This is a genomic window from Kitasatospora sp. NPDC096077 (genome assembly GCF_040303245.1).
Lineage (GTDB): Bacteria > Actinomycetota > Actinomycetes > Streptomycetales > Streptomycetaceae > Kitasatospora.
This window is the reverse complement of the sequence record NZ_JBEOSV010000101.1, coordinates 1-24,102: the sequence shown is the minus strand read 5'-3', so window position 1 is coordinate 24,102 and position 24,102 is coordinate 1. Positions and strand designations below refer to the sequence as shown.

The window sequence follows — 24,102 nt, the reverse complement described above, 5'->3', positions numbered from 1 at the left end:
GAGATGACGTCCGCGTCGAGCTCGTCGATCGCGGTCATGATCGCGCCGAACTCGGCGTAGCACATGTGGGTGTGGATCTGGGTGTCCGCCCGGACGCCGGAGGTGGCGAGCCGGAAGGACTCGGTGGCCCAGTCCAGGTAGGCCGGGCGGGCGTCGGCCCGCAGCGGCAGGGTCTCGCGCAGGGCCGGCTCGTCGACCTGGACGACCGCGGCGCCGGCCGCCTCCAGGTCGGCGACCTCGTCGCGCAGGGCGAGGGCGACCTGCCGGGCGGTCTCGCCGAGCGGCTGGTCGTCGCGGACGAAGGACCAGGCGAGCATGGTGACCGGGCCGGTGAGCATGCCCTTGACCGGGCGCTCGGTGAGGTCCTGGGCGTAGCGGAACCAGTCGACCGTCATCGGGTGCGGGCGGGAGATGTCCCCGGCCAGCACCGGCGGGCGCACATAGCGGGTGCCGTAGGACTGGACCCAGCCGTGCCGGGTGGCCAGGTAGCCGGTGAGCTGCTCGGCGAAGTACTGGACCATGTCGTTGCGCTCGGGCTCGCCGTGCACCAGGACGTCCAGGCCGGCCTTCTCCTGGAAGGCGATCACCTCGCGGACCTCGGCCTCCATCCGCTCCCGGTAGGCCGCACCGTCGATCCGGCCGGCCGTCAGGTCGGCGCGGGCCACCCGCAGCTCGGTGGTCTGCGGGAAGGAGCCGATGGTGGTGGTCGGCAGCAGCGGCAGGGCGAGCCGGGCGCGCTGGGCCTCGGCCCGCTGCGGGTAGGCCTGGGCGCGGCGGGCGTCGGCCTCGGTGACGGCGGCGGTGCGGGCGCGCACGGCCGGGTCGTGGGTGATCGGCGAGTTGGCGCGGGAGGCCAGGTCGGCGCGGTTGGCGGCGAGTTCGGCGGTGATCGCGCCGGTGCCCTCGCGCAGGCCGCGGGCCAGCAGCGCGACCTCGGCGGCCTTCTGCTTGGCGAAGGCGAGCCAGCGGGCGATCTGCGGGTCGATGTCGCGCTCGGCGGCGGCGTCGATCGGCACGTGCAGCAGGGAGCAGGACGGGGCGACGTCGACCCGGTCGGCGAGGCCGAGCAGGGTGGCCAGGGTGGCCAGCGACTTCTCCAGGTCGTTGATCCAGATGTTGCGCCCGTCGACGACGCCCGCGACCAGGCGCTTGCCGGGCAGGCCGCCGGCCGCGGCGAGGTCGTCCAGGTTGCCTGCGGCCGGGCCGGTGAAGTCCAGGGCCAGACCCTCGACGGGGGCCTTGGCGAGCACCGGCAGGGCGTCGCCGAGGCGGTCGAAGTAGCTCGCCACCAGCAGCTTGGGCCGGTCGGTGAGGGCGCCGAGCTCACGGTAGGCGCGGGCGGCGGCGTTGAGTTCGGCCGGGGTGCGGTCCTGCACCAGGGCGGGCTCGTCCAGCTGCACCCACTCGGCGCCGGCGGCCTTGAGCTCGGCCAGCAGCTGGGCGTAGACCGGCAGCAGCCGGTCCAGCAGGGTGATCGGCTGGAAGTCCTCGGCCACCCCGGGGGCGGGCTTGGCGAGCAGCAGGTAGGTGATCGGGCCGACCAGCACCGGCCGGGCGGTGTGCCCGAGCGCGAGCGCCTCGCGCAGTTCGCCGACCGGCTTGGCCGGGTTCGCCGCGAAGGCGGTGTCCGGGCCCAACTCCGGTACCAGGTAGTGGTAGTTGGTGTCGAACCACTTGGTCATCTCCAGCGGCGCGACGTCCTGGTTGCCGCGCGCCATCGCGAAGTAGCCGTCCAGCGGGTCGGCGTCGACCGCCTCCCGGTGCCGGGCCGGGACGGCGCCGACGGCCACCGAGGCGTCCAGCACGTGGTCGTAGAACGAGAAGTCACCGGTCGGCACCTCGCCGACGCCTGCCTCGGCAAGCGCGGCCCAGTTCTCCCGGCGCAGTTCGGCGGCGGTGGCCTGGAGCGCCTCGGCGGTGACCGCGCCCTTCCAGTACCCCTCGATCGCCTTCTTCAGTTCCCGGTTACGGCCCTGTCGGGGGTAGCCGTAAGCGGTCGCCACGGTCGCCGCGGCTGCGGACTTCGCTGTCAAGGGACTCTCCTTCGCGAGCCTGATTCCTCATGGTGCCCGGAGACGGCACGAAGGCGCGAAGGGGTGACGAACCGGACGGACCGCCCGTACGGGTACGGCTCCGCCTGGTATGTACGCCGACCCGCCCTCGAGGTCACCGGAAGGCCGCGCGCGAACACGGTCGCGCACGGACAGCGGGCAGGTCTTCGGACTCGCGGGCACGACCGTCCTCCGTGGAGACGGAGGTCGGACACCTACTGGCCGTCGCTTCCCAGACCCGTCCCGGGTCCAGTGCGTATGACGGCGGTCGTTCCCGCTCACCGCTGCGGGGCAGTCCCGGAATGGCCGATCGAACGGCTTCACCGGGTTCCCTCTTACGACGCCCCGCCTGGCGGACGGGGCGAACCAGCTGTACCGGCCACCCTAGAGGCAATCCCGCTGGGCCGGGCCAGAGAATCACTCAATCGTCCGCATGGTGAGACGACGTCACCCCGGCGGCGCTTCGTCCCCGAAGTCCCGGTTTTGCGTTATTGCAACCTTTTCGCAGCTGCGAACGCTTGTCGATGGAACGAGCGAGCCCCTACGGTGTTCCCCGCGTTCCCCGGGGGGCGCCCCCATCGAGGAGCTGGAAAGGCCTGCACGCATGACCCTCACCGAAGAACCGCCGTCATCCGCCCTGCCGCTGCCGCCCCGCTGGCAGCGCGGGGACACCGTCCGCACCGCCGCCCTGCTCGGCGTGATCATCGCGATGCACGTCGTCGCCTTCGGCATGCTGTTCGTGCTGATCGCCCCGAACCACTACACCATCGGCACCCAGACCTTCGGCGTCGGACTCGGCATCACCGCCTACACCCTCGGCATGCGGCACGCCTTCGACGCCGACCACATCGCCGCGATCGACAACACCACCCGCAAGTTGATGGCCGACGGCCAGCGGCCGGTGTCGGTCGGCTTCTGGTTCGCACTCGGCCACTCCACCATCGTGATGGCGATGGCCGCCCTGGTGGCCGGCGGCGCCCAGATCGTCGGCACCCTGGTGGACGACCAGTCCACCACCCACCAGTGGCTGGGCGTCATCGGCACCAGCGTCTCCGGCACCTTCCTCTACCTGATCGCCGCGCTCAACCTGTTCGCGCTCGCCGGGATCTACCGGGTCTACAAGGCCATGCGGGCCGGCCAGTTCGACGAGAAGCAGCTGGAGAAGCACCTCGACGAGCGCGGCTTCATGAACCGCATCCTCGGCCGGCTCACCAAGTCGATCCGCCGCCCCGGCCAGATGTACCCGGTCGGCGTGCTGTTCGGCCTCGGCTTCGACACCGCCACCGAGGTCGCCCTGATGGCCATGGCCGGCTCCGGCGCCGCCTCCGGCCTGCCCTGGTACGCGATCATCTGCCTGCCGCTGCTGTTCGCCTGCGGCATGAGCCTGTTCGACACCCTCGACGGCACCTTCATGAACTTCGCCTACCACTGGGCGTTCTCCAACCCGGTCCGCAAGGTCTACTACAACCTCACCATCACCGGGCTCTCCATCGCGGTCGCCTTCGTCATCGGCACCATCGAGCTGGTCAGCGTGCTGCACGAGAAGCTCGACCTCACCGACCCGGTCACCGGCTGGATCTCCGAGATCAGCCTGGACAACGTCGGCTACCTGCTGGTCGGCATGTTCGTGGTGGTCTGGGCCTGCGCCCTCGCCTACTGGCGCTTCAGCAACGTCGAGCAGCGCTGGGCCGCCCGGGTCGACGCCGACGGCTGACCCACGACGCGCACACGATGCGTACGGGCCCGGCGGACGTGCTGTCCGCCGGGCCCTCCGTTTCTCCCGCGGGTCTTCCCGGTCAGCGCCGTTCCAGCTTCGTCCCGCCGCGCAGGGTGATCGACATCAGGTCGCTGGGGGCGTCCAGCTCCAGCCGGTGCCAGCGGCCACGCGGGACGACGACGGCGCTGCCGGCCGGCAGCCGTACCGTCTCCTCCTCGGCGCCGTCCTCGACCGGGCGGAAGTACACCCGGACGCCGCCGGCCAGGCAGCAGACCGCCTCGTCCGCCGCCGGGTGCATCTCCCAGTGGTCGCCGTGGACGTCGGCGTCGGTCTCCACGTGGAAGGTGGCGACCTGCCAGGTGTCGGCGTCCCCGCCGCTCATCCGGCGTTCGGCGGCCCGGACGTCACCGTCGGGGCGGATCTGCAGCGCCGAGGCGAACAGGTCGACGGCGGTGATGGGGGTGATGGGGGTGGTGGTCATCAACGGGTTCCTTCCAGGAGGGGTTGCGCGGGAACGGTGGGACGGAGGGCCGGCGGTTCCGGCCGGCGGCGCGGCAGCACGGTGATCGCGACCACCGCCGCCAGGGCGAACAGCACCCCGCCGGCGGCCAGGCCGAGGGCGTACCCGTCGTCGAGGGCCGCCGGGTCGGTGGCCGACCCGGTGCGGTGGGCGGCGAGGGTGGCGAGCACCGCCAGGCCGACGCAGCCGCCGAGTTGGCGCGAGCTGCTGAGCAGTCCGGAGGCCGCACCGGCCTCGCGGGGGGCCACGCCGGTGGTCGCGGCGGCCGCGACCGGGGCCAGCACCAGTCCGGTGCCGAAGCTGGTGACCAGGGACGGGCCGAGGACGTCGGTGAGGAAGGTGCCGTCCGGGCCGATCAGGGCGAACCAGCCCAGGCCGACGGCCGCCAGGACGGCGCCGGGCACCAGGGCCGTCCGCGGCGAGCGCCGCGCGGTGACCCGGGTCGCCAGCACCGTCCCCGCGACCAGGCCGGCGGTGAACGGCAGGAAGGCGGCACCGGTGGCGGCGGCGCCCAGGCCGAGCACCTGCTGGAGGTGGAGCGAGACGAAGTAGAAGGCCGCGAACTGCCCGGCGGCGGCCAGGAACACCAGCAGGTTGGCCCCCGCGACCCAGCGGCTGCGCAGCAGGCCGAGCCGCAACAGCGGTGCGGGGGAACGGGGTTCGGCGAGCACGAAGCATGACCCAGCGCCAACTCGCGTACTCCGTCAGCACTCCGCCGGCCAGTACGCCCAGCGCTCCCCCGGCGGCGTTGGCCGCGCCGGGGCGCCCTCGTGAGTTTTTGTACATGTAAGGAAACTACTCCCGAAGGCTCCCCGCTGTCGAGGCGCGGGAGACCGACGCGAGACCGACGCGAGATCGGCGGGAGATCGACGGGGGATGATGGGGGCATGCAGCAGCCCTCCCCCACCCCCCGCAAGGCCACCGGCCGACCGCCCCGCATCTCCCGGGAGGAGGTCGTCGAAACGGCCCGGCGGATCGTGGCCGAGGAGGGCGTCGGGAAACTGACCATGCGCCGTCTGGCCGGCGAGATCGGCAGCACGCCGATGGCGCTCTACCACCACGTGCGCAACAAGGAGGAGCTGCTCGTCCTGCTGCTGGACGACTACGCCGCCCGCGCGCTGCGGCCGGTGGAGCTGCCGGCCGACCCGCGCGAACGGGTCCTCGCGGCGGCCACCGCGATCCACGACGCGCTCGCCGCCTGCCCCTGGATCGTCGAAGTACTGGCCGCCGACGACCTGTTCTCCACCCACGCCCTGTGGTACGTCGAGCGGATCGTCGACGGACTGGTCGACTGCGGCCTGAGCCCGGAACGCGCCGCGCAGGGCTACCGCGCGATCTGGTACTACACCACCGGGGAGATCGTGGTCCGCGCCACCGCGGCCGAACGCCGTGCCGGGGACGACCGCCCGACCTACCGGGAGCAGGTGTTCGCCGCCCTCGACCCGGCGGAGTACCCCCGGCTGGCACAGGTCGCGGGCCGCTGGGAGCCGGTGACCGCCCAGGACGCCTACGGGGACGGGCTCCGCGCCCTGGTGACGGGCCTCCTCGCCGCAGGCTGAAACGCGGAACCGGCCCGCCGAACGAGGTGCTCGGCGGGCCGGTTCGAGGAGCGACGGGGCTCAGGCCCAGGGGTCGGTGAACGCCTTCCCGGGGACGGGCTTGGCGATCAGCGCGATCGCGACGAAGAAGTTGACCTGGCCGATCGCCAGCATCAGCGTGGCCAGCGCCTTCTCGTCGTAGTGCGCGGCGACCTCGGCGTACAGCTCGTCCGACACCCGCTCGCCGTACGGGTTGGGCTGGAGCACGGCCTCGACCAGGGCGAGGGCCGCCCGCTCGGCCGCGGTCAGGTACGGCGAGTCCTGCCAGGTGGCCACCGAGGTGATCCGCTCCTCCGACTCACCGGCCTTGCGCAGGAATCCGGTGTGCAGGACGGTCAGGTAGGTGCTGCCGACGATCTGTCCGGCCCGCAGCTGGACCAGGCTGACGGTACCGCGCGGGATCGAACGGTTGCCGACGGCCCGGAACAACGCGGCCGAGACGTCGGCGAGTTCGGGGACGAGCTCCGCCGGGTCGGTGGCCATCCGGGGGCGCGACGGGATCTCGGCGGTGATCGAACGGGTGGTGGTCATCGTGCTGTCCTCTCGGGTGATCGGTGCTTTCCCTGACCCGACGGACCCCGGCGCCCGAGTGTGACGTCACGACGGAAAATACTTTCTCGCGCCGCCCGCGCCGCCCGCGCCGCCCGCGACGGGCACCCGGTCATGCCCGGTCGTGCCCGGCCCGCAGGCTCAACACCGCGCCGACCAGCAGCAGTCCGACCAGGGCGAGCAGCGGGACGTCCCAGGAGCCGGTGCCGCTGTGCAGCAGGGCGACCAGCGCGGGGCCGAGCGCGGAGATCAGGTAGCCGACGCCCTGGGCCATGGTGGACAGCGCGGCGACGTGGTCCTGGTCGGCGCCCCGGCGGGTGAACAGCACCCCGGCCAGCGCCTGTCCACCGCCCATGCCGATGCCGAGGATCCCGGCCCAGACCGGCGCCCCGGCGGCGGGCGCGAGCAGCACCCCGATCAGGCCGAGCGCGCAGACCACCACCACGCCCAGGATGTGCGGGCGCTGGTCGCGGCGGGCGGCGGCCAGGGTGGGGGCGAGGAAGCCGCCGACGGCGACGCCGAGGATCAGCACGGCCTGGTCGGTGCCGGCGGTGGTCCGGCTCAGACCGGCGTCGACCAGGATGGTGGGGAACCAGGCCAGCGTGGCGTAGAAGACCAGGGTCTGGATGCCGAAGTAGGCGGTCAGACTCCAGGCCAGCGCCGTCCGGGCGACCGGGCGGCGGGCCGCCGGGGCGGTGGCGGCCGGGGCCGGGGCCGGCCGCGCGACCCGCAGCTGCGGGGCCGTGCCCGCCGCCGCGAGCACCGCCGGGACCACGGCCAGCGCGATCGCGGCCTCCCGGGACCAGGCACTCGCCACCGGCGCGACCAGTGCGGCGACCAGCGCCGAGCCGCCCCCCATCGACAGCGCGTAGACGCCCATCATGGTGCCGATCCGCCGGGGGGCGAACCGCTTCCGGACGAACACCGGGATCAGCACGTTGACCACCGCCACCGAGGCGGCGACCAGTGCCGTGCCCGCGTACAGCCCGGGCATCCCCGCCGTCCGCAGCACGGCGCCGCCGACCAGCAGCACGCTCGCCCAGAACAGCCCCCGCTCCTCGCCGATCCGGCGCCGGGCCAGCGCGCCCAGCGGGGCGAACAGGCCCATGCAGAGCGGGGGTATCAGGGCGAGCACGGTGACGGTGCCGGCGCCCCACCCGGCGACCGGGGCAAGCGGGCCGATCTGGCCGAAGGCGACCCGGCTGTTGAGGCTGACCAGGACGAAGCCGAGCACCAGCAGCGCGCCCGAGGCGGGCACGGTACGGTGCGACGGCGGGGCCGAGGTCGGGGTCGAGGTCGGGGTCGGTGGGGTGGTGCTGACCGTTGCGGCGGTCGTCGGTGGCATGGGCGGGCGCACCCTTCGTATCGTCGTACCCTCTGGAAAGTTAGGCTTGCCTAAGCGTTCTCGCTCAAGTGCGCTTGAGCGCAAGCCCGGGGAGGGGCGGAGGATGACGGAACTCCAGACGACGGAACTCCACTCGATCAGCGAGGTCGCGGCGGCCTTCGGGCTCTCGGTTCCCGCGCTGCGCTACTACGAGGAGTGCGGTCTGCTCGCCCCCACCGCCCGCCGCGGCCGGGTCCGCTACTACGACCGGCAGGCCCTGGAACGCCTCGCCCTGGTCCAGCTCTGGCACGTGGACGGGATGATCCCGGTCGCCGGGACCACCGCCGTGCTGGCCAGCGAGCAGGCCGCCGACCGCAAGGCCCTGCTGCACGCCCAGCGCGCCGGGATGCTCGACCGGGCCCGCCGGCTGGAGCACGCCGCGGCCGTGCTGACCCACATGCTCAACTGCGAGCGCGACGACCCGCTCGGCTGCCCGACCACCCTCGCCCACATCCACGCCCGGGTGGACGCCGCCCTCACCGGCGAACCGCTCGACGACGGCTTCCTGCCGGTCCGGACGTCCGACGGACAGCCCCTGCGGCCCCGGGAGGCGCCGGGCCCGGCCACCGCCGATACTGGGGCGGCAACCCGAGGCGCGCCCGGCGACCGGTAACGGCCGCAGCCCGGCGCCGCCGAACCCGAGGAGCGCGCCGTGACCGGACCCTCCGTACCCGAATCCGCCACCGGCCCCGTCGTGGTCGGCTTCGACGGCTCCGCCGAGAGCCTCACCGCCACCGAGTGGGCCGCCCACGAGGCGCGGCGCCGCGGCGTCCCGCTCGAAGTCCTGGAGGCCTGGCCCGCCCCGAAACGGGACACGGCCGTCAGCGACCAGGCCCACCAGCGCGCCCTGGCCCACCTCGCCGAGCGCGAGTCCGCGCTGCGCGCCCTGGTGCCCGACCTGCCGGTCGGCTCCGCCCCGGTGAGCGCCGACCCGGTCGAGGCCCTGGAGGCCGCCTCGCACCGCGCCGCCCTGCTGGTGCTCGGCTCGCGCGGCCTGGGCACCCTGCGCGGCTTCCTGGTCGGCTCGGTCAGCCAGGAGGTGCTGCGCCGCTCCGCCTGTCCGGTGGTGCTGGTCCGCGCCGGGCAGGACGAACCGACCGGCCCGGTCACCGTCGGCATCGACCTGGCCCACCCCGCCGACGACGTGCTGGCCTTCGCCTTCCGGGCCGCCGCCCTGCGCTCGGCGCCGCTGCGCGTGGTCCACGTCTGGTCCCCGCCGGCCGGCAGCGAGTACATGGCCTACGGCGCCATCGGCGGGCTGGAGGGCGAGCTCTCCAGCGTGGAGTGGGACGGCCTCGCCGAGGCCCTGGACCCCTGGCGGAGCCACCACCCGGAGGTCCAGGTGACCGCCGACCTGGTCCGCGGCAAGCCCGCCGTCGAACTCGTCGAGGCGGCCACGAGCGCCTCCCTGCTGGTGGTCGGCCGCCGGCTGCGGCACCTGCCGCTGCGCCACCACCACCTGGGCCCGGTCGCCCACGCCGCGATCCACCACGTGCACTGCCCGGTCGCGGTCGTCCCGTACGGCTGACGGCCCCCGGCCCGTGCGGTGGTCGCCCGACGGGACCGGCGCCCCCGCCCGGCCGCCAGGGGGAAGCGGCCGGACGGGGGCGCCGGAGTTCGGCGGGGTGCGGTCAGCAGGTGCCGGCCGGGCGCTCGCGCACCACCAGGTCGGTGCGGCCCGGCGTGGCGTCCGCCCAGAGCACCCGGGTGCCGCGGTCGGCCACCGGCATGTACTGGCCGCCCCGGTTGCAGGAGAGGCGTTCCGGGGTGCCGCCGTCGATCGGGAGCTGCCAGAGCTTCGGCAGGTCGCTGTTGACGACGTGCCGGCCCTTCGGCCAGGTGAAGGCGTAGCCGAAGGTGACGGCCTGCTCCGAGGCGGTCAGCTCGTTGATCTGGCGCGGCTCGGTGGTGCTGCCGGTCAGCAGGTCGGTCGCGTCCGAGCCGTCGAGGGCGGCGGAGCGGATCGAGGTGCCGCGGCTCCCGTCGAGCGGCGTCTCCAGCCAGAGCAGCCGGTCCGCGGTCAGCAGCACGTGGTCGGCCCTGAGCCCGGCGCCCGCGGTAGCAACGGTGCCGCCGGTGCCGCCGGTGCCGCCGGTGCCGCCCGCGACGTACTGGGCGACGACCTTGCCCGCGGAGAGCGAGTAGACGGTGGGCGCGTAGACGGTGTGCCCGCCCTCCTGCCACCGCTCCGTCCAGGCGAGCAGGTCGCCGCGCAGCGAGACGCCCTCGCCGTGGTGGCCGTCCGGCAGCGCGATCGGCGCGGCCTGCGCGCCGTTCACCGAGAGCCACGGCTGGTGCAGGCCGGTGCGGTAGTCGTACGCCTGGAAGGCGACGTTCCCGCCGGACACCCGGACGCCCTGGACCAGTCGGCCACTGCTGCTGTAGACGGTGTTCGTGGCGCCGCCGTCCAACGGGCGCGTCAGCACGCTCATCTCCGGCGGGCCGCCGACGGCCGCGCCCTGGGCGATCCAGGCCGCGAGGGTGCCGTCGGTGGCGGGCCCGTAGTGCGAGCGCTTGTCGTCGGCCGGGCTGAGCCGGACCGGCTCGGCGTTGCGGCCGAGGGTTCCGGTGACGACGCCGGTCGGGCCACTGGCCATCACCCAGCGGCCGTCGACGACGTCCGGCCGGCTCTGGCTGCCGTCGGTGAGCGACTGCATCAGGCTCCGGCTGTCCATGCCGATCCGGTGTTCCCAGCCCTCCTTGATCCCGTGCGCGTCGAACGCGGCGGTCACCGCGTGGAGTTGGGCCCGGGTGAGGCCGAGCGAGCGGCCGGCGGCGAGCACCGCGTTGCGGGTGTCGACGAAGGTGTCCAGCGGGGTGAGGTACTCGGAGAGCGCCCGGTAGACCAGCCGGTCGGCGAGCAGCGGGTCCAGGGTGCGCCGGATGTCCCAGAGCGCGCCGCTCATGATCGCCGAGTTGTCGTGCGAGCCGTCGGCGAAGCCCGCCGGGAAGCCGACGTAGTCCTTCAGGGTGCTGCGGCCGGTGTCCAGGCGGCGCGTCGCGCAGGCCTCCTGGGTGCCGGTGCGGCAGAGGCTCTCGCCGAGCAGGGGGGCGCGCGGGTCGGTCATCGGGATGTCGAGTGCGGTGTCCTCGACGGCGTTGCCGAAGTAGTCGGCGAGGGCCTCGTTGAGGGCGTCGGGCTGGTCCCGGTCGGCGAGCTTGGCGGTGTACTGGACGACGCCGTGCGTCATCTCGTGGCCGGCCACGTCGAGCGCCACGGCGAACGGGTAGTACTTGTCGTCGCCGCTCCCGTACGTCATCCGCCCGGCGTTCCAGTAGGCGTTCGTCAGGCCCTTGCCCCCGCTGGTCACGTTCACCACGGCGTCGATCGGGCCGCCGTTGCCGTCGATACCGTTGCGGCCGAGCCGGTCGCGGTAGAAGTCGTAGACGGCGGCGGCGTTGCGCTGCGCCTCGGCGGCGCCGGTGGCGGCGAGCGAGTCCGGGAAGTCCGGGGTCGGCGAGCTGACCGGGTGGAGGTTGCCGGGCAGCCGGCCGGGCAGGTCCATCTCGTCCCGGCCGCCGGCGTCGTAGACCGTCAGGACGCTCGGGCGGGTGAGGTCGATCAGCTGGTAGGTCCCGTCCGGCAGCCGGGCGATGTTCACCTTGACCCGGTTGCCGTGGACGTCCGGCGCGGTGCCGACGGCGGGTTCGAGCCCGGCGGTGGGCGCGGGCGCGGCGGGTGCGGCCGCCGGGGTCCGCGGGGTGTCCGCGACCCCGGCGGTCTCGGCGAGGGCGACCGCGCCGGTGGTGGCGTCCAGGTAGACCTCGCGGGCCTTGCCGTCCCAGACCGTCCGGTCGGTGCCGCGCACCGTGAAGTGCCGGGCCAGCCGGCCGGCCCCGCCGGGCAGCACGACCAGTCCGCCGTCCTCGGCGGTGGCCCCCGTGCGGGCCGGACCGTCCTCGATCGAGGCGAGCGCGAGGCCGCGCAGCGCCTCGTCCGGGACGGTCTGGGTGGTCGGGGCGGTCAGGCCGGTGAAGTACTTGCCGCCGACCGACTCGACGCGCTGGGCGTCGCCCTCGCCGGCCAGGTGGACCAGGTACGCGGCGCCGAGGACCGGTACGCCGCCGTGCCGCTGCTCGAAGCGGACGGTGCGGCGGCCGTCCGAGGAGCGCTGCACGCCGGTCGCGACGAGCTCCGCCGGGTCGACCCCGTACCGGTCCCGGTGGGCGGCGAGGTGGGCGCGGGCCGCCTCGGCGGGGTCGGCGCCGGGGGCCGACTCGTCGACGCCGGTGACCAGTTGGGGCGCGGCGGTGTCCGTACCGGCGACCAGGCGGGGCACGGGGTCGGCCTCGGCCGTCAGCTCCCCGGCCGGTCCGGCGAACGCCGGCGGTACGCCGACGCCGAGGCCCAGCACGACGGCCACGGCGGCGCCGAGCAGCTTGGGCGTACGGGAACGGTGGTGCACTGCGGGTCCTCCCTCGGGAAAACGGGGGGTCCGGTCGTACGCCGGACCACACGGGTGCGGCGGGCTCCCACCCCACGACTCGTCCGTTCTCCGGAGCCGGCCGCCCGCCATGCGACGACCATAGGCCACTTCTCTGCATATGTCGATAGACTGAATATGTAGTTCGACCGACCCGCAGGGCCGCGACCGACGGCGCACCGGGGCCCGCAGGGGCCACGGAGGGTCAGCCCAGGAGCTTCGCCACCACCCGGTCGAGCGCGCGGAGGTCCTCCGGCGGCAGCGCGAGCAGGGCCTCCGGCGGGGTGGTGAGGATCCCGGTGGCCAGCGCCGCCTTCGCCTCGCCCTCCTCGGTGAGGTGGACCAGCTTGGAGCGCCGGTCGGCAGGGTTGGTGATCCGCTCGGCGAGACCGCGCCGCACCAGGTCGTCGACGATCACGGTGGTGTACGGCGGATCGCAGGTCAGGCGTTCGGCCAGTTCCCGCAGGGTGAGCGGGCCGCCGGCGAGGCGGCGCAGGGCCTTGACCCGGCCGAAGCTCATGCCGAGGGCGTCGGAGACGGCCTTGCGGCGGTTGTGGCGCTCCAGCACGAGGGCGCTCATCCCCTGCCAGACCCGGCCCGCCGTCTCCGGGTCGACCCCGCGCCCCTCCGGGTGTCCGCCGCCGAGAGAACGCTCCATCAGACGTCCACCCTCTCCTTCGCCGTCCTGGTCCCTTCGCCGATCTCCTCGGCGGCGAGCCGGGCCGCCGCGCGCTCGGCCGTCGCCCGGGCCCAGCGGCCGGAAGTGAGCGTACCGGCGACCAGCACCACGGCCCCGCAGCCGGCGATGATCCACCAGGCCGTCCGCGCCGCCCCGACGAAGGCCGCCGGGTCCGCGTGGGCCGCGCCGGCCATCAGGGCGCCGATCACGGCCACGCCCAGCGACTGGCCGACCTGTCGACTGGTGGAGGCGACGGCCGCCGCCACGCCCGCCTGCGCGCGCGGCATCCCGGACACGGCGGTGTTCGTGATCGGCGCGTTGACCAGGCCGAATCCGATGCCGAAGAGCAGGAACGCGAGGACCAGCAGGCCGGCCGACAGGTGCTCGGAGTAGCAGACCGCCTGAAGCACGGCGCTCGCGCTCAGGGCCGCGCCGGCCAGCAGCAGCGGCACGCGCGGCCCCCGGGCGGCCACCATCCGGCCGGACAGCGGCCCGGTCACCAGCGCCATGACGGCCATCGGCAGCATGTACAGCCCCGCGTGCAGCGGTTCGAGCTTCCGGACGTCCTGGAGGTAGAGGGAGCTGACGAACAGGAAGCCGCCGAGTCCGGCGAAGGCGGCGACCGCGATCACGGTGGCGCCCGCGAACGGCGCGGAGCGGAAGAACCGGAGGTCGATCAGCGGGTCGGTGCGCCGGGGCTCGTAGCGGAGCAGGCCCAGCAGCGCGACCACGGCCGCCGCCGCGCAGCCGAGCACCACCGGCGAGGTCCAGCCGAGCTGCGGCGACTCGATGATCGCGTAGGTGAGCCCGGCGAGCAGCACCACGACCAGCAGTTGACCGACCGGGTCCACCCGGCGCGGCCGGGCCGCCCGCGACTCCGGGACGTACCGGCCGGTCAGGAAGAGCGCGGCGAGGCCGACCGGGACGTTGATCCAGAAGATCGCGCGCCAGCCTGCCGACTCCACCAGCGCCCCGCCGATGATCGGACCGGCGGCCATGCTGATGCCCACGACACCGCCCCAGACGCCTATCGCGCGGGCGCGCTGGCGGGAGTCGGTGAAGGTGTTGCTGATGATCGACATGGCGACGGGGTTGAGCATCGACCCGCCGACCGCCTGGAGCATCCGGGCCGCGATCAGCCAGCCGAGCCCGGGGGCCAGGCTGCACAGCAGGGAGGCCGCGCTGAACACCACCAGCCCGATCCGGAACACCCGGCGCCGCCCGATCCGGTCGGCGGTCGAGCCGGACAGCATCAGCAGGCTGGCCAGCACCAGGGTGTAGGCGTCGACCGTCCACTGCAGTCCGGACACCGAGGTGTGCAGGTCGCTCCGGATGGCGGGCAGGGCCACGTTCAGGATGGTGACGTCGAGGCTGACCATCAGCAGGCTCAGGCAGCAGATGGCGAGGACGAGCCACGGCCGTGGCCGGGCGGCATCGGGCATGGGGGCACTCCCGGAGTTAATTGTGTTGTTGTCATCATTGTGCACCTACAACTAATCGGGTGACAACACTCCGCGGCGGGGACGGACCCCACCCGCGCCCTGACCAGGCACGTCCGGACACGCCCTCCTCCTCCCGGCGAACTCCCGATATAACGGGGCCGAAGGGAACCGAGGAGGAGGCGTCGGCATGCAGGCGAGGAAACCGCAGGAGACCACCGGGCCGTCCCCGCGCGAGGCGGGTCCGACCCGGCGGACCGCCGCCCGGGTGGGGCCGGAGGCCGGAGTCGGGTCCCCGCGGTCCGCCACCGACCTGCAGCGCACCGTCGGCAACGCGGCGACCGGCCGGGCGCTCCAACGGGTGGCGGGCGGCCAGGGCGGCGGGCGGGCGGTACGACCGGAGCTGACCGTGCACAACGTGGAGTCCCGCTGCGCGGCCGGCACGTTCGACGGGCGGACCGTCGTGCCCGGCCCCCGGATGCGGCTCCTCCAGAAGATCGTGTGGCAGGACCACCTGGCCGCCGTCTCGGCGGTGTGCAGGAAGCACAAATACACCATCGCCGTCCGCGAGACTGGCGTGTACTCGATCCGGCGGATCGCGGAAGGGGCCAAGGCCAAGCCGCACACCATCCTGGAGAAGTCGATCAAGCCCGGCTCGGTCGAGAAGAAGTACGACGCCGTGGCGGCGGAGAAGGCGCTGGACTGGCTGAAGGCCAACGACCTGAGCGGCTTCGTCGGCCACTGGGGCCCGGCCGGCCTGCTCGGCGTGCGGATCGACAACCCGCCCTACGACCTGCCCGAGGGCATCGTGCACACCGGCACCGGCAACGAGCCGTACGTCCCGATCGACATGACGAAGAAAGACGGCGGGCAGCCGCTGGTCGCTCTGAAGGCCGACCCCAAGTGGAAGCAGTACCTCTACACCGGGGACTACGACCTGCACGAGGTGTACTCCGCCCAGGGCGGCACGGGCGGCGGCCAGATCCCGGAGGCCACCAGGGAGAAGGTCGACCTGCTGAACCGGCTCAACGAGGGGATCGGCAGGAACACCCAGCAGGAGCCGGTGCCGCGCACCGGCACGGTCGCCCTGGAGGGCGGCCGGGTGCACACCCAGGCGGGCTCCGACCACGCCATGTTCCAGCACGGCGACCAGGCCACCTACCGGATGAACCAGTACCTGGAGTCGGAGGTGCCCCGGCACGCGAAGCAGCTGATCCGCGCGGTGGCCACGGAGTCCGACGAGCCGCTGGCCTGGTGCCGGATGGGCCGGTGGTACGTGACCGAGAACAAGGCGGAACACGCGCTGATGCGGGCCGCCTGGGGCCTGAAGGTGCCCCACACCTGGGGGGACGCCGAGGTGGACCGCACCGCCGCAGGCGGCTACCGCACCACCGAGTACACCGGCTGATCCCGCCCCACCGGGCACCGAGGCCCCCCTGCGCGCAGCGCGCTCAGGGGGGCCTCCTACGATCGGTTGGCATTCCCCGACGGACCCGGACGCCCACCCGGCGTGCCGCCCGTCGACCGACGCCCGGCACGACACGACGGCCCCACCGACGGCGATGGGGCCGTGCACCGAGGAGGAACCTCCATGCAAGCCCGGAAGATCGGGGCGGCCGCCGCGACAGCGGTGGCGCTTCTGGCCGCCCGTGACCTCATGCAGAAGAAGCACGCCCTGCTGCGGAACTTCCCGGTGCTCGGGCACGCCCGGTACCTGCTGGAGACGATCGGGCCGGAGCTGCGGCAGTACATCGTGACCTCCAACGAGGAGGAGCGCCCGTTCAGCCGCGACCAGCGCACCTGGATCTACGCCTCGGCGAAGGAGCAGAACAACTACTTCGGCTTCGGGACGGAGGTCGACGCCGCGCACGTCCAGGGGCACGCCTACGTCAAGCAGCGCACCTTCGCCGGCGCCCTGCCCGACGCCCACGACCCGCAGGCCCCGCTGCCCTCGGCCAAGGTGCTGGGCGGTCCGCGCGGGCGCGCCAAGGCGTTCCGGCCCGCCAGCGTGGTGAACATCTCGGCGATGAGCTTCGGCTCGCTCTCCGGCGCGGCCGTCACCGCGCTCAACAAGGGCGCGGCGGAGGCCGGCACCCTGCACAACACCGGCGAGGGCGGCCTCTCGCCGTACCACCGCCAGGGCGGCGACCTGGTGCTCCAGCTCGGCACCTCGTACTTCGGCTGCCGCAACGAGGACGGCACCTTCAACCTGGACAAGCTCAAGGAGGTCGTCGCCGGGGCGCCGGTCCGGGCGATCGAGATCAAGCTCTCCCAGGGCGCCAAGCCCGGGCTGGGCGGGATGCTGCCGGGCGCCAAGGTGACCCCCGAGATCGCCGCGATCCGCGGCATCCCGGTCGGCCAGGACTGCGCCTCGCCGTCCCGGCACTCGGCGTTCGACGACGTCGACTCGATGCTGGACTTCGTCGAGCTGATCGCGGCCGAGACCGGCCTGCCGGTCGGGGTCAAGAGCGCGGTGGGCGAGCTGGGCTTCTGGCAGGACCTGGCCCGGCTGATGGCGCGCGGCGACCGGGGCGTCGACTTCGTGACGGTCGACGGCGGCGAGGGCGGCACCGGCGCGGCGCCGCGGATGTTCGCCGACTCGGTGTCGCTGCCGTTCCGGATGGGCTTCTCCCGGGTCTACGGCACCTTCGCCGAGCTGGGGCTGACCGACGAGCTGACCTTCATCGGCTCGGGCAAGCTCGGCCTGCCCGAGAACGCCGCGGTCGCCTTCGCGCTGGGCGTCGACATGATCAACGTGGCCCGCGAGGCGATGCTGTCGATCGGCTGCATCCAGGCGCAGAAGTGCCACACCGACAAGTGCCCCACCGGCATAGCCACCCAGAACCCGTGGCTGGCCCGCGGTCTCGACCCGGCCTCCAAGTCCACCCGGGCCGCCGTCTACCTGCGCACCCTGCGCAAGGAGCTGCTGAAGGTCTCGTCGGCGGTCGGCGTCGCCCACCCGGGCCTGATCACGGCGGACGACATCGAGATCATGAACGGCGACTACGAGGCCCGCACGCTGGGCGGCGTGTACGGCTACAAGGACGGCTGGGGCGAGCTCGGTCCGGAGCTCGCCGCCGGCATCACCGCCCTGATGACGGGCCGGCCGACCGCCTGACCCACCCGGCCCCGCCGATCGCGGCCTTCCGTGCCTCAGGCGCGGAAGGCCGCGATCAGTTTGTCGGTGAGCCGGTCCAGGTGGTCCGGGGCGGTCGGGGTGTGGACGACCGCGAGGCGCCAGTAGAGCGGGCCGGCCAGCAGGTCGAGCGCGAGCCCGCGGTCCACGTCGGCGGGGAGCTCGCCGCGGTCGACCGCCCGCTCCAGCAGCTCGACGGCCTTGCCCCGGCGGGTGTCGCGGACGGCGGTGAACAGCGCCTCGGCCAGTTCGGGGGTGCGGTGCCCCTCGGCGATCAGGTCCGGGATGATCCGGGCCGGGAGCGGTTGGCGCAGCGCCGCGTCGACCTCGGTGAGGAAGGCGAGCACGTCGCCGCGCAGCGTCCCGGTGTCGGCGGGCCCGGAGGCGTCGACCGCGACGGCGGTGACCAGGTCGACGGTCATCTCCAGCTTGGAGGCCCAGCGGCGGTAGATGGCCGCCTTGCCCGCGCCGGCCCGCTTGGCCACCGCCTCCAGGGACAGCCGGGCGTAGCCGGTGGCCGCCAGCTCCTCGAAGAAGGCGGCGGCGATCGCCGCGGTCACCGAGTCCTGGAGCACCGGCCCGCCGGGGAGCCTGCGCCCGGACGGGCGGTCGGGGGCGGGGGTCGGCGGCGGGGGCGACGGCGAGGTCGGTGGCGGGGGCGCGGAAGAGCTGGGCATGCCCCGAACCTACCTCAGACGGAACGCTTGCGTCTCGACTGGACGGGGTCTATCGTCGAAGCCAAGACGAGACGGAACGGTTCCGTCTCGACAAATGGTCTGGGGTGCACCATGCGATTCCTGTACGAGGACGAGTCGTTCTCCTTCGAGGCGCTGCGCGCGGCCGGCTTCGCCAACGACGGCGGCGCCGACCTGGGCGAGGTCCTGACCACCCTCCGCGCCATCCCCGAGGGCGACGAGGACGCCTGGCTGCGCCAGTGGCGGCGGACCGCGCAGCGCGTCCACGCCATCGGCACCGACGCCCTGACCGCCGGCCACCGGGTCAGCGCCCGCGAGGCCCTGCTGCGCGCCTCGAACTACTACCGCACCGCCGAGTTCTACCGCCGCGACGACCCCGCAAACGACCCCGAGGCCAAGGCGCTCTCGGCGGCCTCCCGGGAGACCTTCGCCACCGCCGCGGGCCTGCTGGACACCCCCGTCGAGGCCGTCCGCATCCCGTACCAGGACACCACCCTGCCCGGCTACCTCTTCCTGGTCGACGACTCCGGCCTCCCCCGGCCGACCCTGGTCTTCACCAGCGGCTTCGACTCCACCCTGGAGGAGGCCTGGTTCGTCGTCGGCGCGGCCGCGCTGCGCCGCGGCTACAACGTGCTGGCCTACGACGGCCCGGGCCAGGGCGCCGCGCTGCGCGAGCAGGGCCTGTTCTTCCGCCCGGACTGGGAGGCCGTGGTCACCCCGGTCGTCGACTACGCGCTCACCCGGCCCGAGATCGACCCCGACCGGATCGCCCTGCTCGGCTACAGCCTCGGCGGCTACCTCACCGCCCGCGCCGCCGCCCACGAGCACCGGCTGGCCGCGCTGGTCCTGGACGACGGCCTGTACGACTACCACGACGCCCACGCCCGCATGATGCCGCCGTTCCTGCGGGAGTGGATCGAGGCCGGGCGCGACGACCTCTCCGAGCCCGTACTGGCCCTGCTGATGCAGGTGAGCACCCAGCTCCGCTGGGCGCTGCGCAACGGGGTGTGGACCTTCGGCGCCACGTCGGCGTCGGACTACATCCGCCGGACCGTCGACTACACCCTGGAGGGCGTCGCCGGGCTCATCGAGTGCCCCACCCTGATCCTGGAGGCCGAGGACGACCAGTTCTTCCACGGCCAGCCGCAACTCGTCGAGGCCGCGCTCACCTGCCCCCGCACCCTGGTCACCCTCCCCGAGGCCGAGGGCGCCGGCGAGCACTGCCACATGGGGGCCATGGCACGGTTCCAGCAGGTCGCCTTCGACTGGCTGGACGACACGCTCACCCCGAAGGCCTGAGCCACCGCCGGCCGTCGGTCTCCACCCGCCTCCATCCCCGGGTGGAGACCGGCAAGCTCCACCCGCGCGCCTATGACACGGCGTCAGCCCACCGACCAGGCTGGGGCGGACACGCCTGAGTGCGGCCCCGCCCGGGGCCGCGCGGGCGGACGCGGAGGAGCGACGGAACGTGCACGCGCACATGGTGAAGAGATGGGCGGCCACGGCCGCGGCCACGCTGCTGGCGCTGGCCCCGACGATCGGCACGGCGCAGGCCCAGGAGGCCCGGGGGCAAGGCCTCGACGGGCCCGGCTGCCACGCCGTGACCTCGCTGGGCCGGGTGCGGGGCGTGGCGCAGGACGGCCGCTGCGCCTTCCTCGGGGTGCCGTACGCGGCGGCCCCGACCGGGGCGAACCGGTTCCGGCCGCCGCAGCCGGCCGCGCCCTGGCGGGGCACCCTGGCGGCCACCGAGGCCAAGCCCGGCTGCCCGGAGGACCTGAGCGCCGGCGGCGAGGGCGTGGAGGACTGCCTCCACCTGAACGTCTGGGCGCCGCGCACCGGCGGCGGGCCCAAGCCGGTGATGGTGTTCCTGCACGGCGGGGCGGACGAACTGGGCTCCGCCGAGGACGCGGTGTACGACGGCGGCCGGCTGGCCGTGCGCGGCGACGCGGTGGTGGTGAACCTCGACTACCGGCTCGGCATTCTGGGCTGGACGGAACTCGGCGGGCTGGACCCGGCCTACGCCGGCTCGGGGAACAACGGCCTGCGGGACGAGCGGGCCGCCCTGGAGTGGGTCCACCGGCACATCGCGGGCTTCGGCGGGGACCCCTCGGACGTCACCGTCTTCGGGCAGTCGGCGGGCGCCGTCTCGATCAGCGCCACCCTGGCCGGCGACCACCCGGAGCGGCTGTTCCGGCGGGCGATCATCGAGAGCGGGCCGGGCTACCTGGTGCACACCGCGGACTCCGCGCGGCGCACCGCCCAGCACGTCTTCACGACCGGCGGCATCACCTCGGTCGCCGACCTCGACCGGCTGACCACCCGGCAGCTCCTGGACCTCCAGCAGCAGGCCCAGGGCGGGCTGTCCGGGCCGGCCGCGGCCGTGTTCTTCGGCCCGTACATCGACGGTTCGCTGGTGCCCGGACCGGTGGTGGAGCGGATCGCGGCCGGCAGCGCCCGCGAGGTCGACGTGATGGCCGGCAGCAACGAGAACGAGACCGACTACTGGGCGCTGTTCAACCCCGCGGTGCTGGACCTGCCGCTGAGCGCCTACCGGACCCTGCCCGCCGTGCTCGCCGACCGCAAGCAGCAGATGTACGACCACTACGCGGCGAACCGGCCGGGCCTGGCCGAGGGCCGGGTGGTCAACGCGATGCTCACCGACCAGACCGAGCGGGTGCCCACCCTGCGGCTCGCCGAGGCGCAGTCCCACTGGCGGCCCACCCACGTCTACCAGTTCGACTGGCACGTCCCGTACGTCCCCGGGCTGCCGGCCGCACAGAACCTCGGGGCCGCGCACACCCTGGAACTGCCCTTCGTGTTCGGCGGGTTGGACCTCGGCGCGTTCCCGCGCGGCGCCGCGACCGTCGCCGAGCAGCGGCCCGCGCTCACCCGGCTGTCCGACCGGATGATGGAAGCGTGGACGGACTTCGCCCGCTGCGGCGAGCCGGGCTGGCCGGCCTACACCCCGGACACCCGGGCGACCCGGATCTGGGACCTCGAACCGACCGTCCAGTACGCACCGCGCGACGACGAGCGCGCGCTCTGGGACGCCTACGACTTCCCGGACTGGGCCTACTAGAACGCCCGACACCCCCGGTGGGCGGGGCAGTCGACCGGATCCCGGGCGCCCCGGCGACGCCCCGCCCAATCACCCAGCCATCAACTGAGGTGAATCGCAGGAGAATTACCCATGCACATGGGCTGTTCCGCACGCCCGGTCCGCCCCTAGACTGCGGCTGCCCGCCGGCCACGTCACGGCCGCGGACGACACCGCAGCGCGCCCGGCCGGACCGGTCGTGCGCCCGCACGAAGGAGGAACCGAGCATGGTCAAGCACTACCTCAAGTACGCCTTCAGCACCCTCACCGCGGCGATGTTCCTGCACATGGCCTGACCTGGCCGAACCCGGGCCAGGACCGGGTGGTGTCCTGTCCGACCCTGGCCCGGGGAGCATGCCCGTGTTCGCGACCGCAATGAGCCAACTGCGCTACGGCGCAGCCATCCTGACGAACAGTCGGATCCGCCCACGAGACCTGGAGCGGCTCGCCCGCGACCTGGTCGCCACCATCGCCGAGTTCGGTGAACCCGGCGAGGACTCCGCGCTGCTGCCCGGCCGGGCCGGGCACGTGGACCCCCAGCTGCGCCGCGAGGTGACCCGGCGCAGTCTGCGCGCCACCGCCCGGGCCGCCGCCCGGCACACCGCCCACTACCGCCGGCGGTTCGCCGAACTCGACCTGGACCCAGGTACGTTGGAGCCCGAGGACTGGTCCCGCGTCCCGGTCACCCACAAACAAGCCCTGCGCGCCCGCCCCACCGACTTCGTCTCGGACGCCGCCGCCCCCGCCCTGCTGGCACTCACCACCGGCACCAGCGGCACCCCCACCGCGGTCTGGTTCTCCCGCGACGAGATCGACGGCGCGATCGCGTTCAGCACCATCTCCGCCGTGCTCGGCCTCGGCCTGCGGCCCCGCCACACCCTCGCCTACGCGGGCTGCTCCCGCGCCACCCTGCCCCTGGTCTACGCCGAGGAGTCGACCACCCGCACCGGCGCCGGCTTCGTCCAGTTCGGCACCATCGACCCGGTGCTGGCCCTCGACCGACTGGCCGCCCCGCTCGGCCTGCCCGGCAAGGACCCGCGGATCACCCACCTCACCACCTCCGCCTCCTACCTGGCCGCGCTGGTCCAGGAGGCCGAGCACCACCGACGGCACCGCGGGGACTTCGGCCTGCGGTCGATCAGCGTCGGCGGCGAGGTGCTGTCCGCCCCGCTGCGCCGCCGGGCCGAGGAGGTGTTCGGCGCGGCCGTCTCCTCCGGGTACCTGATGACCGAGATCCTGCCCTCGGGCGCCACCCCCTGCAGCCTGGGCCATCTGCACCACACCACCGAGTTCGGGCACCTGGAGGTGCTCGACCCGGTCACCTGGGAGCCGACCGCGCCCGGCGGGACCGGCACCGTGGTGCACACCCCGTACGTGCCCTACCGCGAGTGCACCCTGCTGCTGCGCTACGCCACCGGCGACCTGGTCCGCCTCCCGGACGGACCACCGGACTGCGAACTCGCCCACCTGCCCGCCACCTCCGAGATCCTCGGCCGCTGGAACGGCCCGCTCAGCACCGTCGTCACCACCCGTGCGGTGCTCGACCTGGTGGAGGCCGAACCGGAGGTGCCGCTGCCCGCCCGGTACGCCCTCACCGAAGGGCCGGACGGGCCCGACGGCCCCGCCCGACTCCACCTGCTGGTCCCCCGGCTGCCCGCGACCGGCCTGCTCGGCCGGCTGGAGGAACGGGCCGCCACGGCCGGCCTGCGCCTGTCCGCGATCGTGCTGCACGAGGACCGGGCCACCCTGCCGCCGACCACCCCGGTCCGCGCCGACCTGCGCGAGCACAGCTTCGAGAGCGCCGGCGGGCCCGGCACCGGGAGGCACTGAATGGACGTCGACCCCCTCGCGCTGGCCGCGCTGAGCGCCGCCGTCGCCGCCGTGACCGCCGTCGCGGCCGGGTACCTCGCCCGGGTCCGGATGCCCCGGCCGCCGGTCGGGGTGTACACCGGCGGCGACATCGCCGTGCTGTGCGTCGGCGTGGTGGTCGCCCCGCTGCTGTACACCGCGCTGCCCGGGGCCGCCGTCTCCGCCGTGTTCGGACTGGTCCTCTGCCTCGCCGTGCAGTTCACCCTCGCCCCGCTGCTCGCCGCCACCCGGCTGCGGGCCGCGCCCTGGTCCTGGGCGACCGCCCTGGCCGGCACCGCCGCCACCGCACTCGCCGCGCTCACCGGCCACCCCGGCGCCGCCCGGGCCGGCAGCGACCTGCTGATCGCCGTCGCCGTGGTCGGCGTCGCCAACCTCTGGACCCAGAGCGGCCTGCGGTCCACCCACGCCGCCGCCCTGGCCGCCGCGCTCACCTGCTACGACCTGGTCGCCACCACCCTCACCGACACCACCGGACGCTTCTTCGAGCAGGTCCGGGACCGCCCGTTCGCCCCGATGCTGGCGCTCACCGGCGGACCGCACCCGGTCGCCGTCGGCCTCGGCGACCTGCTGCTGCTGGTGCTCTTCCCGCTGGTCGCCGCGAAGGCGTACGGCCGGGCGGCGGCCTGGTGCGCCGCACTGACCGGCCTGCTGGTGACCAGCGCGGTCAGCGCCTGCTTCGCCCTCGGCCTGCTCTCCACCGGCTTCCCGCTGCTCACCGCGCTCGGGCCACTGATCGTCGTCCAGCACCTGTTCCGGCGCCGCCGGGCCGACGGCGAGCGCACCACCGCCCAGTGGCGCGAGGGTCGGCCCCTCCCGCCCCCGGCGGCGTCCGGCGCCGCTCGGCAGCCGGCCTGAGAAAGTGTTGGGTAAGTGATCAACTCCGTGGCGTGATGCATGCCGGTGATCTTCGCGGTCTGGGGACCCGCGAAGATCACCGGCATGTG

The 24,102-nt window shown here is 74.1% G+C and carries 18 protein-coding genes, 1 pseudogene and 1 riboswitch; of the genes and pseudogenes, 10 read left to right on the top strand and 9 right to left on the bottom strand.

From position 1 onward, the window contains the following. A partial coding sequence (metE, locus tag ABTZ03_RS41705; protein ID WP_350518477.1) for a 5-methyltetrahydropteroyltriglutamate--homocysteine S-methyltransferase occupies window positions 1–2,033 on the bottom strand: 2,033 nt, incomplete at its 3' end. A 159-nt stretch (window positions 2,034–2,192) separates the two neighbouring features. Next, window positions 2,193–2,437: riboswitch (cobalamin riboswitch) on the bottom strand. Window positions 2,438–2,655: 218 nt separating this feature from the next. On the opposite strand from metE, the gene nicT reads away from it, so the two are divergent. After that, complete coding sequence (nicT, locus tag ABTZ03_RS41700) at window positions 2,656–3,765, top strand: Nickel transporter NicT (protein WP_350518476.1); 1,110 nt, start codon at window positions 2,656–2,658, stop codon at window positions 3,763–3,765. 82 nt (window positions 3,766–3,847) lie between these two features. Here the strand turns inward: nicT and ABTZ03_RS41695 are convergent, their stop codons facing one another. Continuing rightward, window positions 3,848–4,249 (bottom strand): cupin domain-containing protein, encoded by a 402-nt coding sequence (locus ABTZ03_RS41695; protein ID WP_350518475.1) that lies wholly within the window; start codon window positions 4,247–4,249, stop codon window positions 3,848–3,850. Further along, window positions 4,249–5,044, bottom strand: a pseudogene (locus ABTZ03_RS41690) (MFS transporter); the annotation flags it as partial. The gene ABTZ03_RS41695 and the pseudogene ABTZ03_RS41690, both read right to left, overlap by 1 nt. A 131-nt stretch (window positions 5,045–5,175) precedes the next feature. On the opposite strand from ABTZ03_RS41690, the gene ABTZ03_RS41685 reads away from it, so the two are divergent. Next, on the top strand, window positions 5,176–5,847 hold the full coding sequence (locus ABTZ03_RS41685) for a TetR/AcrR family transcriptional regulator (protein ID WP_350518474.1): 672 nt from the start codon (window positions 5,176–5,178) through the stop codon (window positions 5,845–5,847). A gap of 60 nt (window positions 5,848–5,907) precedes the next feature. Here ABTZ03_RS41685 and ABTZ03_RS41680 read toward each other — a convergent pair whose 3' ends face one another. Together ABTZ03_RS41680 and ABTZ03_RS41675 are read right to left on the bottom strand one after the other, a co-directional pair. Continuing rightward, window positions 5,908–6,417, bottom strand: a complete 510-nt coding sequence (locus tag ABTZ03_RS41680) for a carboxymuconolactone decarboxylase family protein (protein WP_350518473.1) — start codon at window positions 6,415–6,417, stop codon at window positions 5,908–5,910. A 130-nt stretch (window positions 6,418–6,547) separates the two neighbouring features. After that, on the bottom strand, window positions 6,548–7,780 hold the full coding sequence (locus ABTZ03_RS41675; protein ID WP_350518472.1) for an MFS transporter: 1,233 nt from the start codon (window positions 7,778–7,780) through the stop codon (window positions 6,548–6,550). A gap of 103 nt (window positions 7,781–7,883) precedes the next feature. Here ABTZ03_RS41675 and ABTZ03_RS41670 point away from each other — a divergent pair, with 103 nt between their 5' ends. Together ABTZ03_RS41670 and ABTZ03_RS41665 are read left to right on the top strand one after the other, a co-directional pair. Then, a complete protein-coding gene (locus ABTZ03_RS41670; RefSeq protein ID WP_350518471.1) occupies window positions 7,884–8,432 on the top strand; it encodes a MerR family transcriptional regulator in 549 nt (182 codons plus the stop codon). Between the two features lie 39 nt (window positions 8,433–8,471). After that, a complete protein-coding gene (locus ABTZ03_RS41665; RefSeq protein WP_350518470.1) occupies window positions 8,472–9,347 on the top strand; it encodes a universal stress protein in 876 nt (291 codons plus the stop codon). A gap of 103 nt (window positions 9,348–9,450) precedes the next feature. Here ABTZ03_RS41665 and ABTZ03_RS41660 read toward each other — a convergent pair whose 3' ends face one another. From ABTZ03_RS41660 to ABTZ03_RS41650, 3 genes are all read right to left on the bottom strand, one after another. Further along, window positions 9,451–12,225, bottom strand: coding sequence for a M4 family metallopeptidase (locus tag ABTZ03_RS41660; RefSeq protein ID WP_350518469.1), 2,775 nt, complete (start codon window positions 12,223–12,225; stop codon window positions 9,451–9,453). A 223-nt stretch (window positions 12,226–12,448) separates the two neighbouring features. Next, the gene (locus tag ABTZ03_RS41655; RefSeq protein ID WP_350518468.1) at window positions 12,449–12,901 is read right to left on the bottom strand and encodes a MarR family winged helix-turn-helix transcriptional regulator; all 453 of its coding nucleotides are present in this window, start codon (window positions 12,899–12,901) and stop codon (window positions 12,449–12,451) included. Continuing rightward, on the bottom strand, window positions 12,901–14,364 hold the full coding sequence (locus ABTZ03_RS41650; protein WP_350518467.1) for an MFS transporter: 1,464 nt from the start codon (window positions 14,362–14,364) through the stop codon (window positions 12,901–12,903). Before ABTZ03_RS41650 ends, ABTZ03_RS41655 begins: the two co-directional genes overlap by 1 nt. A 187-nt stretch (window positions 14,365–14,551) precedes the next feature. On the opposite strand from ABTZ03_RS41650, the gene ABTZ03_RS41645 reads away from it, so the two are divergent. Together ABTZ03_RS41645 and ABTZ03_RS41640 are read left to right on the top strand one after the other, a co-directional pair. Next, complete coding sequence (locus ABTZ03_RS41645) at window positions 14,552–15,769, top strand: hypothetical protein (protein WP_350518466.1); 1,218 nt, start codon at window positions 14,552–14,554, stop codon at window positions 15,767–15,769. A gap of 183 nt (window positions 15,770–15,952) precedes the next feature. Beyond that, window positions 15,953–17,479 (top strand): FMN-binding glutamate synthase family protein, encoded by a 1,527-nt coding sequence (locus ABTZ03_RS41640; protein ID WP_350518465.1) that lies wholly within the window; start codon window positions 15,953–15,955, stop codon window positions 17,477–17,479. Window positions 17,480–17,514: 35 nt separating this feature from the next. Here ABTZ03_RS41640 and ABTZ03_RS41635 read toward each other — a convergent pair whose 3' ends face one another. Beyond that, window positions 17,515–18,174: a TetR-like C-terminal domain-containing protein gene (locus ABTZ03_RS41635; protein WP_350518464.1), complete on the bottom strand. Its 660-nt coding sequence runs from the start codon at window positions 18,172–18,174 to the stop codon at window positions 17,515–17,517. Between the two features lie 111 nt (window positions 18,175–18,285). Between ABTZ03_RS41635 and ABTZ03_RS41630 the strand changes: the two genes are divergently transcribed. The 4 genes from ABTZ03_RS41630 (at window position 18,286) to ABTZ03_RS41615 (ending at window position 24,013) form a co-directional block, all read left to right on the top strand. Beyond that, a complete protein-coding gene (locus ABTZ03_RS41630) occupies window positions 18,286–19,491 on the top strand; it encodes an alpha/beta hydrolase family protein (RefSeq protein ID WP_350518463.1) in 1,206 nt (401 codons plus the stop codon). 169 nt (window positions 19,492–19,660) lie between these two features. After that, entirely contained in the window at window positions 19,661–21,271 is a 1,611-nt protein-coding gene (locus ABTZ03_RS41625; protein WP_350518462.1) for a carboxylesterase/lipase family protein, read from the top strand. Between the two features lie 378 nt (window positions 21,272–21,649). Then, complete coding sequence (locus tag ABTZ03_RS41620) at window positions 21,650–23,119, top strand: phenylacetate--CoA ligase family protein (protein WP_350518461.1); 1,470 nt, start codon at window positions 21,650–21,652, stop codon at window positions 23,117–23,119. Next, entirely contained in the window at window positions 23,120–24,013 is an 894-nt protein-coding gene (locus tag ABTZ03_RS41615) for a hypothetical protein (RefSeq protein WP_350518460.1), read from the top strand. The last annotated feature ends 89 nt before the right edge of the window (window positions 24,014–24,102 follow it).